Annotated in this window: 13 protein-coding genes and 1 tRNA gene; 12 read left to right on the forward strand and 2 right to left on the reverse strand. The window is 59.0% G+C overall.

The window, feature by feature from the left end:
• The first annotated feature begins 153 nt into the window (after positions 1-153).
• From AC3IUF_RS24965 to ychF, 8 genes are all read left to right on the forward strand, one after another.
• The gene (locus tag AC3IUF_RS24965; protein ID WP_007912892.1) at positions 154-1,878 is read left to right on the forward strand and encodes a tetratricopeptide repeat protein; all 1,725 of its coding nucleotides are present in this window, start codon (positions 154-156) and stop codon (positions 1,876-1,878) included.
• 3 nt (positions 1,879-1,881) lie between these two features.
• Positions 1,882-2,499 carry a lipoprotein insertase outer membrane protein LolB gene (gene lolB / locus AC3IUF_RS24970; protein WP_007912895.1) on the forward strand — a complete coding sequence of 206 codons (618 nt, stop codon included), beginning with the start codon at positions 1,882-1,884 and terminating at the stop codon, positions 2,497-2,499.
• Between the two features lie 3 nt (positions 2,500-2,502).
• Positions 2,503-3,354: a 4-(cytidine 5'-diphospho)-2-C-methyl-D-erythritol kinase gene (gene ispE, locus AC3IUF_RS24975; protein ID WP_489279587.1), complete on the forward strand. Its 852-nt coding sequence runs from the start codon at positions 2,503-2,505 to the stop codon at positions 3,352-3,354.
• Between the two features lie 36 nt (positions 3,355-3,390).
• Positions 3,391-3,465, forward strand: a tRNA-Gln gene (locus AC3IUF_RS24980).
• 45 nt (positions 3,466-3,510) lie between these two features.
• Entirely contained in the window at positions 3,511-4,452 is a 942-nt protein-coding gene (locus tag AC3IUF_RS24985) for a ribose-phosphate pyrophosphokinase (protein WP_003171603.1), read from the forward strand.
• A gap of 141 nt (positions 4,453-4,593) precedes the next feature.
• Entirely contained in the window at positions 4,594-5,196 is a 603-nt protein-coding gene (locus tag AC3IUF_RS24990; RefSeq protein ID WP_007912900.1) for a 50S ribosomal protein L25/general stress protein Ctc, read from the forward strand.
• 171 nt (positions 5,197-5,367) lie between these two features.
• Entirely contained in the window at positions 5,368-5,952 is a 585-nt protein-coding gene (pth, locus tag AC3IUF_RS24995; protein ID WP_007912902.1) for an aminoacyl-tRNA hydrolase, read from the forward strand.
• A 22-nt stretch (positions 5,953-5,974) separates the two neighbouring features.
• Entirely contained in the window at positions 5,975-7,075 is a 1,101-nt protein-coding gene (ychF, locus tag AC3IUF_RS25000) for a redox-regulated ATPase YchF (protein ID WP_007912904.1), read from the forward strand.
• Between the two features lie 185 nt (positions 7,076-7,260).
• Here ychF and AC3IUF_RS25005 read toward each other — a convergent pair whose 3' ends face one another.
• Positions 7,261-8,478 carry an MFS transporter gene (locus AC3IUF_RS25005; RefSeq protein ID WP_007912906.1) on the reverse strand — a complete coding sequence of 406 codons (1,218 nt, stop codon included), beginning with the start codon at positions 8,476-8,478 and terminating at the stop codon, positions 7,261-7,263.
• Positions 8,479-8,811: 333 nt separating this feature from the next.
• Here AC3IUF_RS25005 and AC3IUF_RS25010 point away from each other — a divergent pair, with 333 nt between their 5' ends.
• Positions 8,812-10,869: a methyl-accepting chemotaxis protein gene (locus AC3IUF_RS25010; protein ID WP_489279591.1), complete on the forward strand. Its 2,058-nt coding sequence runs from the start codon at positions 8,812-8,814 to the stop codon at positions 10,867-10,869.
• On the opposite strand, the gene AC3IUF_RS25015 is transcribed toward AC3IUF_RS25010, so the two are convergent.
• The gene (locus AC3IUF_RS25015; protein ID WP_007912910.1) at positions 10,862-11,764 is read right to left on the reverse strand and encodes a LysR substrate-binding domain-containing protein; all 903 of its coding nucleotides are present in this window, start codon (positions 11,762-11,764) and stop codon (positions 10,862-10,864) included. The two genes, AC3IUF_RS25010 and AC3IUF_RS25015, sit on opposite strands and share 8 nt — an antisense overlap.
• 226 nt (positions 11,765-11,990) lie before the next feature.
• Between AC3IUF_RS25015 and AC3IUF_RS25020 the strand changes: the two genes are divergently transcribed.
• Genes AC3IUF_RS25020 through AC3IUF_RS25030 form a run of 3 tightly spaced genes read left to right on the forward strand, consistent with a single transcriptional unit; the run spans position 11,991 to position 14,851 of the window.
• The gene (locus AC3IUF_RS25020; protein WP_489279593.1) at positions 11,991-13,109 is read left to right on the forward strand and encodes an ABC transporter ATP-binding protein; all 1,119 of its coding nucleotides are present in this window, start codon (positions 11,991-11,993) and stop codon (positions 13,107-13,109) included.
• A gap of 15 nt (positions 13,110-13,124) precedes the next feature.
• Positions 13,125-14,045 (forward strand): ABC transporter permease, encoded by a 921-nt coding sequence (locus AC3IUF_RS25025; protein WP_489279595.1) that lies wholly within the window; start codon positions 13,125-13,127, stop codon positions 14,043-14,045.
• Positions 14,045-14,851 (forward strand): ABC transporter permease, encoded by an 807-nt coding sequence (locus AC3IUF_RS25030; protein WP_007912916.1) that lies wholly within the window; start codon positions 14,045-14,047, stop codon positions 14,849-14,851. Before AC3IUF_RS25025 ends, AC3IUF_RS25030 begins: the two co-directional genes overlap by 1 nt.
• Positions 14,852-14,856: the final 5 nt, after the last annotated feature.

A 14,856-nucleotide genomic window follows, 5' to 3' on the forward strand; every position in this document is an offset into this window, starting at 1 on the left:
GCAATTGTCCACCTTCGAAAGATTCAGAACAACTACCGCTGACTATTGTCCCAATCGTCAGCCCCTATAATGGGCACAATTGAGTCTCGGTTATGTTTGGCCGAAGGCTTGTGTCATGATGATCCGACCGCAGGTTAGTCGTCCTCTTCCTATATGAATAGATCTTCCGCGTTGCTCCTCGCTTTTGTCTTCCTCAGCGGCTGCCAGGCCTTGGCTCCCGTTTCGCCGGACGGTACGCCGTCGGTTGAAGACACCACGCCCGCGCCTGAAAAGCCCAAGGTTTACAGCTCGTTCAGCGAGGAAACCGTTTTCAGCCTGTTGAGCGCCGAACTCGCCGGCCAGCGCAATCGTTTCGACATTGCCCTGGACAACTACGTGACCCAGGCCATCAACACCCAGGATCCGGGCGTCTCCGAGCGCGCATTCCGTATCGCCGAATATCTCGGCGCCGATCAACCGGCCCTCGATACCGCGCTGATCTGGGCGAAAAACGCCCCGGACGACCTCGAAGCGCAACGCGCCGCTGCCGTGCAACTGGCGCGCGCCGGGCGTTACGACGACTCGATGGTCTATATGGAGAAAGTCCTGCAGGGCAAGGGCGATACCCATTTCGACTTCCTCGCGCTGTCGGCAGCGGATACCGATCAGGAAACCCGCAACGGCCTGATGAAAAGTTTTGACCGTTTGTTGCAGCGTCATCCGAACAACAGCCAGCTGATTTTCGGCAAGGCCCTGTTGTTGCAACAGGATGGCGACAACAAAGCCGCACTGGCATTGCTCGAAGACCATCCGCCGGAAGAAGGCGAGATTGCGCCGATTCTGCTGCGCGCACGTCTGCTGCAATTGCTCAACCGTGGCGACGAAGCCCTGCCTCTGCTGCAAAAAAGCATCAAGAAGTACCCGGACGACAAACGCTTGCGCCTGACTTACGCACGCATGCTGGTTGAACAGGACCGGATGGACGACGCCAAGGCCGAGTTTTCCAGCCTTGTTCAACAATATCCTGAAGACGACGAACTGCGTTATTCGCTGGCACTTGTATGCCTGGAAGCCAAGGCCTGGGATGAGGCCAAGGGTTACCTGGAAGACTTGATCGCCCGCGAAAGCCACGTCGATTCGGCGCACCTGAACCTCGGTCGCATCGCCGAAGAACGCAACGACCCGCAAGGCGCGCTCATCGAGTACGCCCAGGTCGGCCCGGGCAACGATTATCTGCCGGCGCAATTGCGTCAGGCCGATATCCTGATGAACAACGGCAAAACCGCTGAAGCGCAAAGCAAACTCGCCGCTCAGCGCGACGAACAACCGGACTACGCGATTCAGTTGTACCTGATCGAATCGGAAACCCTGTCGGCCAATAAACAGGACGACAAGGCCTGGAAAGTCTTGCAGCAAGCCTTGCTGCAATACCCGGACGATTTGAATCTGCTCTACACCCGGGCCATGCTCGCGGAAAAACGCAATGATCTGGCACAGATGGAAAAAGACCTGCGCCTGATCATCAAGCGTGATCCGGACAACGCCATGGCCCTTAACGCGCTGGGCTATACCCTGTCCGACCGCACCACTCGCTACGCTGAAGCCAAAGCGCTGATCGAGCAGGCACACCAGATCAATCCGGAAGACCCGGCCGTACTCGACAGCCTCGGCTGGGTGAATTACCGCCTGGGCAACCTGGATGACGCCGAGAAATATCTGCGTCAGGCGCTGGAGCGTTTCCCTGATCACGAAGTCGCCGCACACCTGGGCGAAGTGTTGTGGACCAAGGGCAACCAGCGTGAAGCCAAACAAATCTGGGGCAAATTCCTCAAGGATCAGCCCGACAGCACCATTCTGCGCAGCACCATCAAGCGCCTGACCGGATCCGAGACTCTTTAACTCATGTTTTTGCGCCACGTTATTGTTTTCAGCTTCATCGCCCTGCTCGCTGGCTGCTCGGGTTTTGGCACTCGCGAATCGGTCGAGGGCCACGGCAGTCCGGCTCAATGGGCCGCGAACAAACAACAACTGACCGGCCTCGATGGCTGGCAGATCGATGGCAAGATCGGCATCCGCGCACCGAAAGATTCCGGTAGCGGCACGCTGTTCTGGCTGCAACGTCAGGACTATTACGACATCCGTCTGTCCGGCCCGCTGGGTCGTGGCGCCGCGCGCCTGACCGGGCGGCCGGGCAAAGTGTCGCTGGAAGTCGCCAATCAGGGTCGCTACGACTCCGAGTCGCCGGAAGCGCTGCTCGAAGAACAGCTCGGCTGGAAACTGCCGGTGTCGAATCTGGCGTGGTGGGTGCGTGGCCTGCCGGCGCCGAACAGCAAAAGCCGCCTGAACCTGGATGCGGACAGTCGTCTGGCCAACCTGGAACAGGATGGCTGGAAAGTCGAATACACCGCCTACACCGAACAAAACGGTTACTGGTTGCCCGAGCGCATCAAGCTGCACGGCACCGACCTCGACGTCACGCTGGTGATCAAGACCTGGCAACCGCGCAAGTTGGGGCAATAACGCATGACCGCTGCACGCCTGACCCTGCCCTCGCCGGCCAAACTCAACCTGATGCTGCACATTCTCGGTCGTCGTAAAGACGGTTATCACGAGTTGCAGACTTTGTTTCAGTTTGTCGATTACGGCGATGAAATCACTTTTGCCGTGCGTGATGACGGCGTGATTCAACTGCACACCGAATTCGTCGGCGTGCCGCATGACAGCAACCTGATCGTGCGCGCGGCAAAAATGCTGCAGCAACAGTCCGGCTGTTCACTCGGCATCGATATCTGGATCGATAAAGTCCTGCCTATGGGTGGCGGCATTGGTGGTGGCAGCTCGAACGCGGCGACCACTTTGCTCGGTCTGAATCATTTGTGGCAGCTGGGTTGGGACGAAGATCGCCTGGCTACTCTGGGCCTGACGCTTGGCGCTGACGTGCCGGTTTTCGTCCGTGGCCATGCGGCGTTTGCCGAGGGCGTGGGGGAGAAACTCACCCCGGTGGATCCCGAAGAACCGTGGTATCTGGTGCTCGTGCCGCAAGTCTCTGTTAGTACGGCAGAAATTTTTTCCGATCCTTTGTTGACACGTAACACGCCGCCCATTAAAGTGCGCCCCGTTCCCGAGGGAAACAGTCGAAATGACTGCTTGCCGGTGGTTGCAAGGCGTTATCCAGAAGTACGTAACGCATTGGATTTGTTAGGTAAATTTACCGAAGCGAAACTCACCGGAACTGGAAGTTGTGTGTTTGGGGGCTTCCCAAGCAAAGCTGAAGCTGATAAAGTCTCGGCCCTTCTGACAGAGACCCTTACAGGGTTTGTAGCCAAAGGCAGCAACGTTTCGATGTTGCACCGAAAACTGCAAAGTCTGCTCTAAAGGAACCAGGTGCTCGGCACTTGATGCAACAGATACAGGGGCGTCGCCAAGCGGTAAGGCAGCAGGTTTTGATCCTGCCATGCGTTGGTTCGAATCCAGCCGCCCCTGCCATTTTCTATACTCATCCAGGTTACCCTCAGCCTCTAGGTACTGCGCGTGTCCAAGATGATGGTCTTTACGGGGAACGCTAACCCCGATCTGGCTCGGCGTGTTGTACGTCAGCTGCATATCCCTCTCGGTGACATCTCTGTCGGTAAGTTTTCCGACGGCGAAATTACAGCCGAGATCAATGAAAACGTTCGCGGTAAAGACGTTTTCATTATTCAGCCGACTTGCGCTCCGACCAACGATAACCTGATGGAACTGGTAGTGATGGCTGATGCCTTCCGCCGCTCCTCGGCTACTCGTATCACTGCTGTTATTCCTTATTTTGGTTATGCCCGTCAGGATCGCCGTCCGCGTTCCGCACGTGTAGCTATCAGCGCGAAAGTCGTTGCTGACATGCTTACCGTAGTCGGCATCGACCGTGTTCTCACGGTTGATCTGCATGCTGACCAGATTCAGGGCTTCTTCGATATTCCGGTAGATAACATCTACGGCTCCCCGGTTCTGGTGGATGACATTGAAGATCAGCGCTTCGAAAACCTGATGATCGTGTCCCCGGACATTGGTGGCGTCGTGCGTGCACGTGCTGTTGCCAAATCCCTGGGCGTGGATCTCGGGATCATCGACAAACGCCGTGAGAAAGCCAATCACTCTGAAGTGATGCATATCATCGGTGATGTCGAAGGGCGTACCTGTATTCTGGTCGATGACATGGTCGATACCGCCGGCACTCTGTGCCACGCGGCGAAGGCCCTGAAAGAGCATGGCGCAGCCAAGGTCTTTGCCTACTGCACACACCCTGTGCTGTCGGGTCGGGCCATCGAGAATATCGAAAATTCCGTGCTGGACGAGCTGGTGGTGACAAATACCATCCCGCTGTCCGCTGCAGCACAAGCCTGTGCACGTATCCGTCAACTGGATATCGCACCGGTTGTTGCCGAAGCGGTTCGCCGCATCAGCAATGAAGAATCGATCAGCGCGATGTTCCGTTAAGGGCCCTGCCCTTCGCGAAATGTCTCGTTGACGAAAAGCGCCCCGCCCCGGCATTCCTGCCGGGGCGGGGCTTTTTTGCCCATACCGTGTTCGGCGCTGGTCGCAAACGCCACTCGGTCATGGCTATTTTGGAGATACAAAATGAACGATTTTACTCTGAATGCTGAAGTGCGTTCCGACCTGGGGAAAGGTGCGAGCCGCCGCCTGCGTCGTCTCGCCGCTCTGGTTCCAGCTGTTGTTTACGGTGGCGAGAAAGCCCCTGAATCCATCAGCATGCTGGCCAAAGAAGTTGCCAAACTGCTCGAAAACGAAGCGGCTTACAGCCACATCATCGAGCTGAACGTTGGCGGCACCAAGCAGAACGTCATCATCAAAGCTCTGCAACGTCACCCAGCCAAAGGCCACGTGCTGCACGCTGACTTCGTACGCGTTGTCGCTGGCCAGAAACTGACCGCTATCGTTCCTGTGCACTTCATCAACGAAGCTGCTCCAGTGAAGAAAGGCGGCGAGATTTCGCACGTTGTTGCTGAAATCGAAGTGACCTGCCTGCCGAAAGATCTGCCTGAGTTCATCGAAGTCGACCTGGCTGACGCTGAAATCGGTTCGATCATTCACCTGTCGGACCTCAAAGCCCCTAAAGGCGTTGAGTTCGTTGCTCTGGCACACGGCGATGACAAGGCTGTTGCCAACGTCCACGCTCCACGTGTTGCTCCAGAAGCTACCGAAGAAGGCGCAGCAGAGTAATTCACTCTGTCATGCCTGAGTGAGCAAGGAACATCGCGGACTGGAACGTAGCGAGAAAGCGGGCGAGAACGCGGAGTTTACATCCATGGTAAATGAGCATTTTTCGTCCACTTTCGCCGCTTTTCCTGATCGCGGCGATGTTACTCACCACTCAAAGGAAGGGCCCCTATCGTGACTGCCATCAAACTGATCGTTGGCCTGGGAAATCCAGGCGCTGAATACGACCAGACCCGGCATAACGCAGGGGCCCTTTTTGTTGAGCGCATCGCTGACGCACAAGGTGTCAACCTTGTCGCCGATCGCAAATATTTCGGCCTGACCGGGCGCTATTCGCATCAGGGTCAGGATGTTCGTCTGCTGATTCCCACCACTTACATGAACCGCAGCGGCCAGGCCGTGGCGGCACTCGCCGGCTTCTTCCGCATCAAGCCTGAAGAAATCCTCGTGGCGCATGACGAACTCGACTTGCCTCCGGGCGTTGCCAAGCTCAAGCAGGGCGGCGGCCATGGCGGTCACAACGGGTTGCGCGACATCATTGCGCAACTGGGCAATCAGAATACGTTCTACCGCCTGCGGCTTGGCATCGGCCACCCGGGCGTCGCCAGTATGGTTTCAAATTTCGTCCTGGGTCGTGCGCCACGCGCCGAACAGGAAAAACTCGATGCCAGCATCGACTTTGCCCTCGGCGTGCTGCCGGATATCCTCGCCGGTGAATGGAACCGCGCGATGAAAAACCTGCACAGCCAGAAGGCCTGACTCTTATCCGAGGGGAAACACCATGGGATTCAATTGCGGCATCGTCGGCCTGCCTAACGTCGGCAAGTCCACCCTGTTCAACGCCCTGACCAAATCCGGTATCGCGGCCGAGAACTTCCCCTTCTGCACCATCGAGCCGAACAGCGGCATCGTGCCGATGCCGGATCCGCGTCTGGAAGCACTGGCGGCCATCGTCAATCCGAAGCGCATCCTGCCGACCACCATGGAATTCGTCGACATCGCAGGCCTTGTGGCCGGCGCCTCGAAAGGTGAAGGCCTGGGCAACAAGTTCCTCGCCAACATCCGTGAGACTGACGCGATCGCTCACGTCGTGCGCTGCTTCGAAGATGAAAACGTGATTCACGTTTCCAATAGCGTTGACCCGAAGCGCGACATCGAAATCATCGACCTGGAACTGATCTTCGCCGACCTCGACAGCTGCGAGAAGCAACTGCAGAAAGTCGCGCGTAACGCCAAGGGTGGTGACAAGGACGCTGTGGTTCAGAAGGCATTGCTTGAACAACTGATCGCACACTTCACCGAAGCCAAGCCGGCGCGCAGCCTGATGAAGAACATGAGCGCTGACGAAAAAGCAGTGATCAAGGGCTTCCACCTGCTGACCACCAAGCCGGTCATGTACATCGCCAACGTTGCTGAAGACGGTTTCGAGAACAACCCGCACCTGGACGTGGTTCGCGCCATTGCCGAAGAAGAAGGCGCGATGGTCGTTCCGGTCTGCAACAAGATCGAAGCGGAAATCGCCGAGCTCGATGACGGCGAAGAGAAGGACATGTTCCTTGAGGCCCTGGGCCTGGAAGAGCCTGGCCTGAACCGCGTGATCCGCGCCGGCTACGAAATGCTGCACCTGCAGACCTACTTCACCGCCGGTGTTGAAGAAGTCCGCGCCTGGACCGTCAAAGTCGGTGCCACCGCACCTCAGGCTGCCGGCGTGATCCACACCGACTTCGAGAAAGGCTTTATCCGCGCCGAAGTGATCGCCTACAACGACTTCATCCAGTACAAGGGCGAAGCCGGTACCAAAGAAGCCGGTAAATGGCGTCTGGAAGGCAAGGATTACATCGTCAAGGACGGCGACGTGATGCACTTCCGCTTCAACGTGTAAGCGTTACGCCCAAGAAAAAGCCGCGTTTGATACGCGGCTTTTTTGTGCCTGAAATATTTTCCGCCACACCACCAATCCCTTGTAGGAGTGAGCCTGCTCGCGATAGCGGAGTGTCAGTCAATTCAACCGTAACTGACACACCGCTATCGCGAGCAGGCTCACTCCTACAATGGGAAATGTGTGAATCAGGGCTTTTTGGTGCGCGGCAAGAAAATCGCCAACACGCCAAACAGCGGCAGGAACGAACACAGGAAATACACGTACTCGATCCCGTGAATATCCGCCAAGTGCCCCAGCAACGCCGCGCCAATCCCGCCGAAACCAAACATCAAACCGAAGAAGATTCCGGCAATCATCCCGACATTGCCCGGCACCAGTTCCTGCGCGTACACCACAATCGCCGAGAACGCCGAAGCGAGAATGAAGCCGATCACCACGCTGAGAACACTGGTCCAGAACAGATCAACGTGAGGCATAAGCAGCGTAAACGGCGCCACACCGAGGATCGAAAACCAGATCACCGCCTTACGGCCGATCTTGTCGCCAATCGGCCCACCAAAGAACGTCCCCGCCGCTACCGCGCCAAGAAACAGGAACAGGTGCAACTGCGAACTGGCCACCGACAGGTCGAACTTCTCGATCAGGTAAAAGGTGAAATAGCTGGTCAGGCTGGCCATGTAGAAATACTTGGAGAACACCAGCAGCCCCAGCACCACCAACGCACTGGTCACCCTGCCCTTCGACAGCCCGTGAGTCGCTGCCTGACCCGCCTTGAGCTTGAACAGATTCAAGTGATGGGCGTACCAGCGACTGATGCGGTACAGCACGAACAGCGCAAACACCGCGAACAAACCGAACCACGCCACGTTGCCCTGACCGAACGGAATGATGATCGCCGCCGCCAGCAACGGACCGAACGCCGAACCGGCGTTACCGCCGACCTGGAAGGTCGATTGCGCCAGACCGAAGCGTCCGCCCGAAGCCAGCCGCGCAATCCGCGAGGCTTCGGGGTGGAACGTCGAGGAACCGATACCGATCAGCGCCGCCGCCAGCAGGATCAGGGGGAAACTGCCAACCATCGACATCATCACGATGCCAATCAGTGTGCAAATCGAACCGGCCGGCAACAACCACGGTTTTGGATGCCGATCGGTGTGATAACCGACCCACGGCTGCAACAGCGACGCGGTCAGTTGAAAGGTCAAAGTGATCAGGCCGACCTGAGTAAAGGTCAGGCCGTAATTGGCCTTGAGCATCGGGTAGATCGACGGCAGCACCGACTGGATCAGGTCGTTGATCAAATGCGCCAGCGCCACCGCGCCGATGATACGCATCACCAATGGACTGCTTTGCGGAGCAGCGGGCGCCGAGGCAGCGGCGGTCTGAACGTTGCTGATAGCCATGGAAGTTTCCGGACAGCAGATGGGTGCACACAGGCAGGTGCATCAATGTGCCATTTTTCGGTGCGTTAGCGCCATCCCCTTAGCCAGCTAACTAACTGACTGGTCGTCGACTGCAAGGTGATAGCGCAACGCCATGGTCTGAATCTTGCCTTGCTTCTCCCCTTGAACGCGGCGCCCTTACAAAGGGCACCGACAATGGGAAGTTTCGCTACAGAGCCGGCCTACAGAGCGGGCGAGAGTGAACTTTCGAGGCCTTTTAGCAGGGCACAACATCAACGTCGAGCGACCGCGATGCACGCCAATGGTGCGTGGTGTCCAGAGGAGTCATGGGGCATGCAGGCTTTCCTTTCACCGGGGATCAAATTGCTGGGGCGGTTTGGCTTCGCAGGTAAATTCCAGTTGTTGTTTCTGCTGTTCATTCTGCCGTTGGCCGGCAGCCTGTTGATGATCGGCCAGGACTATCGCGACAAGCTCAATCTGATTTCCGGCGAACGTGCCGGCGTGCGTCAGTTGCTCGCGCTGGATGCGCTGGACAACCTGCTCGCCGCGCAACGCGACCGCGCCGCCCGTTGGCGTGCGACGGAAACCAATCGTCAGCCGACGCCCGCTACTCTCGCCGCGATGGGCGCGTTCGACGCTGTGCAACCGGCCGTGCAGCAAGCAACCACGGACTTGGGCAATGCCCTGAAGAATGAAGGTGCTGAAGGCGAAACCCTCACGCGCTATCAGGCACTGCAAACCGCACTAAATGGTCTGGACTCGAAAAGCCTCAGCGGCGTCGGCTGGTGGCCGGACGGTTACGACCGTTTCACCAATGCCCTCAGCGCTCTGCAAGCGTTGCGCGAGCAGATCGTCATGGACAATCGCCTGACCCTCGCACCGTGGCTTGAAACCTACCTGCTGACGCAGATATCAACGCAACACGCGCCAGACCTGATCGAACGCGTCGGCCGTCTCGCAGCAGTCGGCCAAGCCTCAGTGGTTTCTGGCCAGTTCACCCTGCAAAGCCGTTTGCAGTTGCGCGACTTGCGCAGCCGCATCGGTGATGCCCGCGAGCAACTGGTGAAAACCGCCACGCTACTTGAGGCACGCCTGCCGAACGATCAGCAGAGCTGGGCCAGCCAATACCACGACAGCCTGAAACGCCTTGATAGCGGCCTGAAGGTGCTGGATGACGGCGTGTTCGGCGGCAGCATCACGCTCAAACCGGAAGACTTCGAACGCAACCTTGATGCTCTGCTGACTGACCTCGCCGCTCTGCGCCAGCAGTCGCTGGTGTCGCTGGACCAACGACTGGATGCCTACCACAGCTCGGCGATCCGTCAGTTCATTATCGTTGCAGCCATTTTCGGCTGCCTGCTGCTCGCGGCGCTGTATCTGTTTGTCTGCCTGCAAGCCTCGATCCGTCGCAGCGCCAGCGGCATCACCCTGCTCGCCGAAGCCCTTCGCGATGGCAACCTCAGTCTGCAAGTACCGGTGGAGGGCCGCGATGAGCTGGCAGCGATCAGCACCGCGCTCAACGTTGCCGTGGTGCAACTGCGCGCGAGCATGCTCGGTGTCGATCACGAAACCTCGCAGTTGAGCCATGCCGTGCGCAGCCTCAACGAACACTCCAGCGGCGCTCTCGGCGAAGTCGAGGCGCAACAGTTGCAGATCAGCCAGATCGCCGCTGCTGCCACGCAACTGGCCGCGACATCGCAAGGCGTGGCGCAGAGTTGCGAGCAGGCCTCCGGCAGCGCCCAGCACACCCGACGCATCGCGGCCGACAGCAGCCGCGACAGCCAGCGCACCACGGCGAGTATTCAGCAGCTCAATCAGCGTTTGAACGAAACTGCAGCAGCACTGGGCCGGGTCAGTGAACAAGGTCAGCAGATTCAATTGGTCGTCGACACCATTCGCGGTGTTGCCGAACAGACCAATTTGCTTGCACTCAACGCCGCCATTGAAGCTGCGCGTGCCGGTGAACAGGGTCGTGGCTTCGCCGTGGTCGCCGACGAGGTGCGCAGCCTTTCGCAACGCACGCAGTCGTCCACCGCGCAGATCGCCGGCACGGTCGATAGCCTGCGCGCCACGGTCAACGAAGCCGTGACGCTGATGGAGGCCGCGTGCGGCCAGGCGCAAACCGATGCTGAGTCGGTCACTGGCCTCGGTGAACGTTTGGGCGAAATCGCCAGCGCCGTGCAGAGCGTCACTGATACGTTGGCGCAGATCGCCACAGCGGTTGAGGAACAGGCCAGCACCGCCGATGAAGTCAGCGGCAATATCCAGCAGGTCGATCAGGCCGCAGTGCGTTTGCTCGAAGGCGCACGCGCAGTGAATCTCGCCGCAGACACCCTGAGCCAGGGCAGCAAAGCACTGAGCGACAACACCGCACGCTTCCGCCTCAGTTGATCACGGCCTCGGGGAAGTCCGTTTCCAGTTCAGCCTTGAGCCATTGAATGAACCACGCCACATCCGCCGAGAGTTCGGCGGACGGCGTCAGCACCCGATAGCTTTCCAGCTTCACCTGAGCGTCGACCGCGCGCACCAGTTTGCCGCTGGCGAGTTCATGGCGCACCAGCACCTCGTTGGCCAGCGCAATGCCTTGCCCACTCTCGGCGACTGACAGCGCATGGTCATTGTTGACGTAGAGCATGTCGGAATTGAGATGGATATCGAGGTCGTGGGCGGCGAACCACAGGTTCCACCATTCGCCGTCATCGACGTGGATCAGCTCGTGGCTGACCAGATCGGCCGGGCTGTTGATCGGTGCAATGCTGGCCAGATACGCCGGCGTGCAGATCGGGAAAACCCGAGGACAAATCAGCGCCTCCCGCGAGTCGGCATATTGCCCGTCGAGGCCGTAGACGATGCCCAGATCGGCGCTCTTGCCATCCACTTCGGTGAAGGTCGAATTCGGCTCGATCGCCAGTTTCAATCCCGGGCGCAAATGCCGCAGCGCTTCGATCCGAGGCATCAGCCAGCGCTTGGCGAAACCCGGCACCACCATGATCCGCAACCAACGCTCGGCATCTTTCGGCCGAGCTTCCTTGCCGGCTTCGATGATCAGTTGCAAAGCAGCGCTGATCTTGCGGTGGTACTTCTCCCCCGCCGGCGTCAGGTTGACCCCGCGTGAGGTGCGTTCGAACAGTTGAATGCCCAACCAGTCCTCAAGCAATTTCACGTGACGGCCAATCGCAGGCTGGGTCACGTGCAGGGCTTTCGAGGCTTCGACGTAGCTGCCCAAACGGGCGGCGGCATCAAAGGCGCGCACCGCGTTGAGCGGCGGCAAACGGTGGTCGGGCATGATTCCTGGCACCTTCGGCTGTTAAATTAACTAACACCTGCCATGTTTAAATTGAAGTGTCGCGCCGCGCAACCCCTGGCTGATAATCGAGCCACAGCAGAACAAAAAAACAGCTGGTTTCACACCCGAACGCAATCTCGATCCTGCCCAAAAAAATAATATCCATGGCCCGACGGCAACGCTTTGCAAAGCGAGTCGCAGGCGATGGGGGAATCGGAGGTAACGCATGAACGCCCTGCATTCGCTGCAAACGCTGGCGGTCTCGATCCGCTCAGTGCGCAAGGTTTACGGTGATCCGCAGACCGGTCCGGTGGCGCTGAAAAGCATCGACCTGGACATCCGCGACAACGAATTCTTCACCCTTCTCGGCCCTTCCGGCTGCGGCAAGACCACGCTGCTGCGGATGATCGCCGGTTTCGAATTTCCCACCGAAGGCGAAATTCTTCTCTACGGCGAAAACATCGCTGATCGCCCGCCCTTCCAGCGCCCGGTCAACACGGTGTTCCAGCATTACGCGCTGTTCCCGCACATGACCATCGCCGAGAACCTGGCTTTCGGTCTCGAATCGCACCCAATGGGCAAAGTCCTCACCAAGGCGCAAATCGCCGAGCGTGTGCGCGAGATGCTGGCGCTGGTGCAGATGGAGCGCTTCGCCAATCGCAAACCGGCGCAACTGTCGGGCGGCCAGCAACAACGTGTCGCCCTCGCCCGCGCTTTGGCTCCGCATCCGAAAGTGTTGTTGCTCGATGAGCCACTGTCGGCGCTCGATCTCAAGCTGCGCCAGGCGATGCGTGAAGAGTTGAAAACAATCCAGGCCAAGACCGGGATCACTTTCATCTTCGTCACCCACGACCAAGAAGAAGCGCTGACCATGTCCGACCGCATCGCCGTACTTTCCGAAGGCGAAGTGCAGCAGGTCGGTCGTCCTGAAGATATCTACGAACGCCCGCGTAATCGCTTCGTTGCTGACTTCATTGGCGAGACCAATTTCATCGAAGGCACCGTCACCCGTGTGGAAGACGGTCAGGCGTGGTTCGCTGGACCGGCCGGGCATCCATTGCCAGCGCAATCGTGCAGCGATGTGCAGGTCGGCGCCAACGTCACCCTGTCAGTACGCCCCGAACGCTTGCACCTGGTACCGGCCGTGACTGAAGCCGCGCTGCCGTGCCGGATCGAAGCGCAGATCTATCTCGGCACAGATCTGCAATATCAGGTCAGCCTCAGCGACGGTTCGCGCCTCACCGTGCGTACGCCCAATTGCGTCGATCAAAGCCTGCGCTTTGCCGTCGGCTCCCAGGCCGGTCTGTTGTTCGACCGTGGAAGCGCCAGCGTCCTGCACGATTGAGCCGGAGGAGTTGCCATGCACGCCTTACCGATTGCCAACACGCTGGAACGCCGCAAGGCCTTCCAGAGTTTCCTCGGGGTCAGCCCGGCGCTGATCGCCATCTGTTTGTTTCTGGTGGTGCCGATCCTCATCGTCATCGGCTATTCGCTGATGGAGGCCAACCCTTACGGCGGGGTCAACAAAGTCTTCAGCAGTGACGCCTACACCTCGCTGCTGTTCGAGCGGCAACTGGACGACAGCCTCGCGTTTGCCGACTCGTATCTGATCATCGCCCTGCGCTCGATTGGCATTGCCGGGCTGACCACGATCATCACGTTGCTGATCGGTTTTCCGGTGGCGGTGTGGCTGGCCATGCAACCGGCGCATCGCCGTGGCTTGCTGATCTTTCTGATCACCGTGCCGTTCTGGGCCAACCTGCTGATCCGCACCTACGCGTGGATTCTGCTGCTGCGCAACACCGGGGTGATCAACAACAGCCTGATGGGCCTGGGCGTTATCCATGAACCGATGCAGTTGTTGTACACCGACGGCGCGGTGCTGCTGGGGCTGGTTTACACCTACGCACCGTTCGTGGTGTTGCCGATTTACGCAACGCTGGAAAAGATGGATATCCGCCTGCTCGAAGCCGCGCAGGATCTCTACGCCGGACGTGTGCGCACGTTACGCAAAGTGGTTTTGCCGATCGCCAAGCCGGGGATTCTCGCCGGCGCGATCCTCACTTTCGTACCGTGCCTGGGCGCGATGATCGCCCCGGAACTGCTCGGTGGCGGCACGCGAATGATGCTCGGCAACCTGATCTTCCGGCAGTTCAGCGATGCGCGTAACTGGCCGTTCGGTGCGGCGTTATCGCTGGTGCTGATGGCTGCGGTGATGTTGGTGCTGACCGTGTATGCCCTGCGCGCCGAGCGCCAGCGCATCGCCAAAGGAGGTGCGTGATGCTCGCGCTATTCAAACGCAAAGGGCTGGGCGTGCAGGACTTCCCCGGTTTCGGCGGCTTCAGTTTTCTGTTCTATCTGTACCTCTACGCACCGATCGTGGTGCTGGTGGTGTTCTCGTTCAACGCCAATCAATCGGCGACGGTGTGGACCGGTTTCAGCCTCGATTGGTATCGCGCCGCGTTCGCCAATCAGGCCTTGCGCCAGGCTGCTGGCAACAGTCTGTTGATCGCCGTTTGCGCGAGCATGATTGCCACGGCGATTGCCACCCTCGCCGCCCTCGGCACCTCCCGCGGCGCCAAGTTCAAGGGCCTGCACTTGTCGATGGGCGCGATCATGTTGCCGCTGGTGTTGCCGGAGATTGTCGTCGGTGTGGCGACGCTGGCGCTGTTCTCCACCATCGGCCTGTCGCTGGGTTACGGCAATCTGATCATCGCGCACACGGTGTTCTGCATTCCCTTCGCCTACCTGCCGATTCGGGCACGGCTGAACGACATGGACCTGTCGCTGGAGCAAGCCTCCGCCGACCTCTACGCCGGCCCGTGGCGAACCTTTCGCAAGGTCACTCTGCCGCTGCTGATGCCGGGGATTTTCTCCGGGCTGATGCTGGCCTTCATCGTCTCGCTGGATAACTTCGTGATCTCGATGATGGTCTCGCAGGCTGGCACCACGACCCTGCCGATCTTCATTTTCGGCCTGCTGCGCATGGGTGTAACACCCGACGTCAACGCCGTGTCGACGCTGATCCTCGGCGTCTCGGTGCTGTTCGTCAGCCTCTCTTACCTGTTGGGCAAAAAGAACGCCTGAACCTT

This window comes from Pseudomonas sp. KH_040, assembly GCF_057839305.1.

Excerpts from the sequence above, each read along its gene's own strand:
- AC3IUF_RS24965 (WP_007912892.1), top strand. The coding sequence starts at position 154 with ATGAATAGATCTTCCGCGTTGCTCCTCGCTTTTGTCTTCCTCAGCGGC.
- lolB (WP_007912895.1), top strand. The coding sequence starts at position 1,882 with ATGTTTTTGCGCCACGTTATTGTTTTCAGCTTCATCGCCCTGCTCGCT.
- ispE (WP_489279587.1), top strand. The coding sequence starts at position 2,503 with ATGACCGCTGCACGCCTGACCCTGCCCTCGCCGGCCAAACTCAACCTG.
- AC3IUF_RS24990 (WP_007912900.1), top strand. The coding sequence starts at position 4,594 with ATGAACGATTTTACTCTGAATGCTGAAGTGCGTTCCGACCTGGGGAAA.
- ychF (WP_007912904.1), top strand. The coding sequence starts at position 5,975 with ATGGGATTCAATTGCGGCATCGTCGGCCTGCCTAACGTCGGCAAGTCC.
- AC3IUF_RS25005 (WP_007912906.1), bottom strand. The coding sequence starts at position 8,478 with ATGGCTATCAGCAACGTTCAGACCGCCGCTGCCTCGGCGCCCGCTGCT.
- AC3IUF_RS25010 (WP_489279591.1), top strand. The coding sequence starts at position 8,812 with ATGCAGGCTTTCCTTTCACCGGGGATCAAATTGCTGGGGCGGTTTGGC.
- AC3IUF_RS25015 (WP_007912910.1), bottom strand. The coding sequence starts at position 11,764 with ATGCCCGACCACCGTTTGCCGCCGCTCAACGCGGTGCGCGCCTTTGAT.
- AC3IUF_RS25020 (WP_489279593.1), top strand. The coding sequence starts at position 11,991 with ATGAACGCCCTGCATTCGCTGCAAACGCTGGCGGTCTCGATCCGCTCA.
- AC3IUF_RS25025 (WP_489279595.1), top strand. The coding sequence starts at position 13,125 with ATGCACGCCTTACCGATTGCCAACACGCTGGAACGCCGCAAGGCCTTC.
- AC3IUF_RS25030 (WP_007912916.1), top strand. The coding sequence starts at position 14,045 with ATGCTCGCGCTATTCAAACGCAAAGGGCTGGGCGTGCAGGACTTCCCC.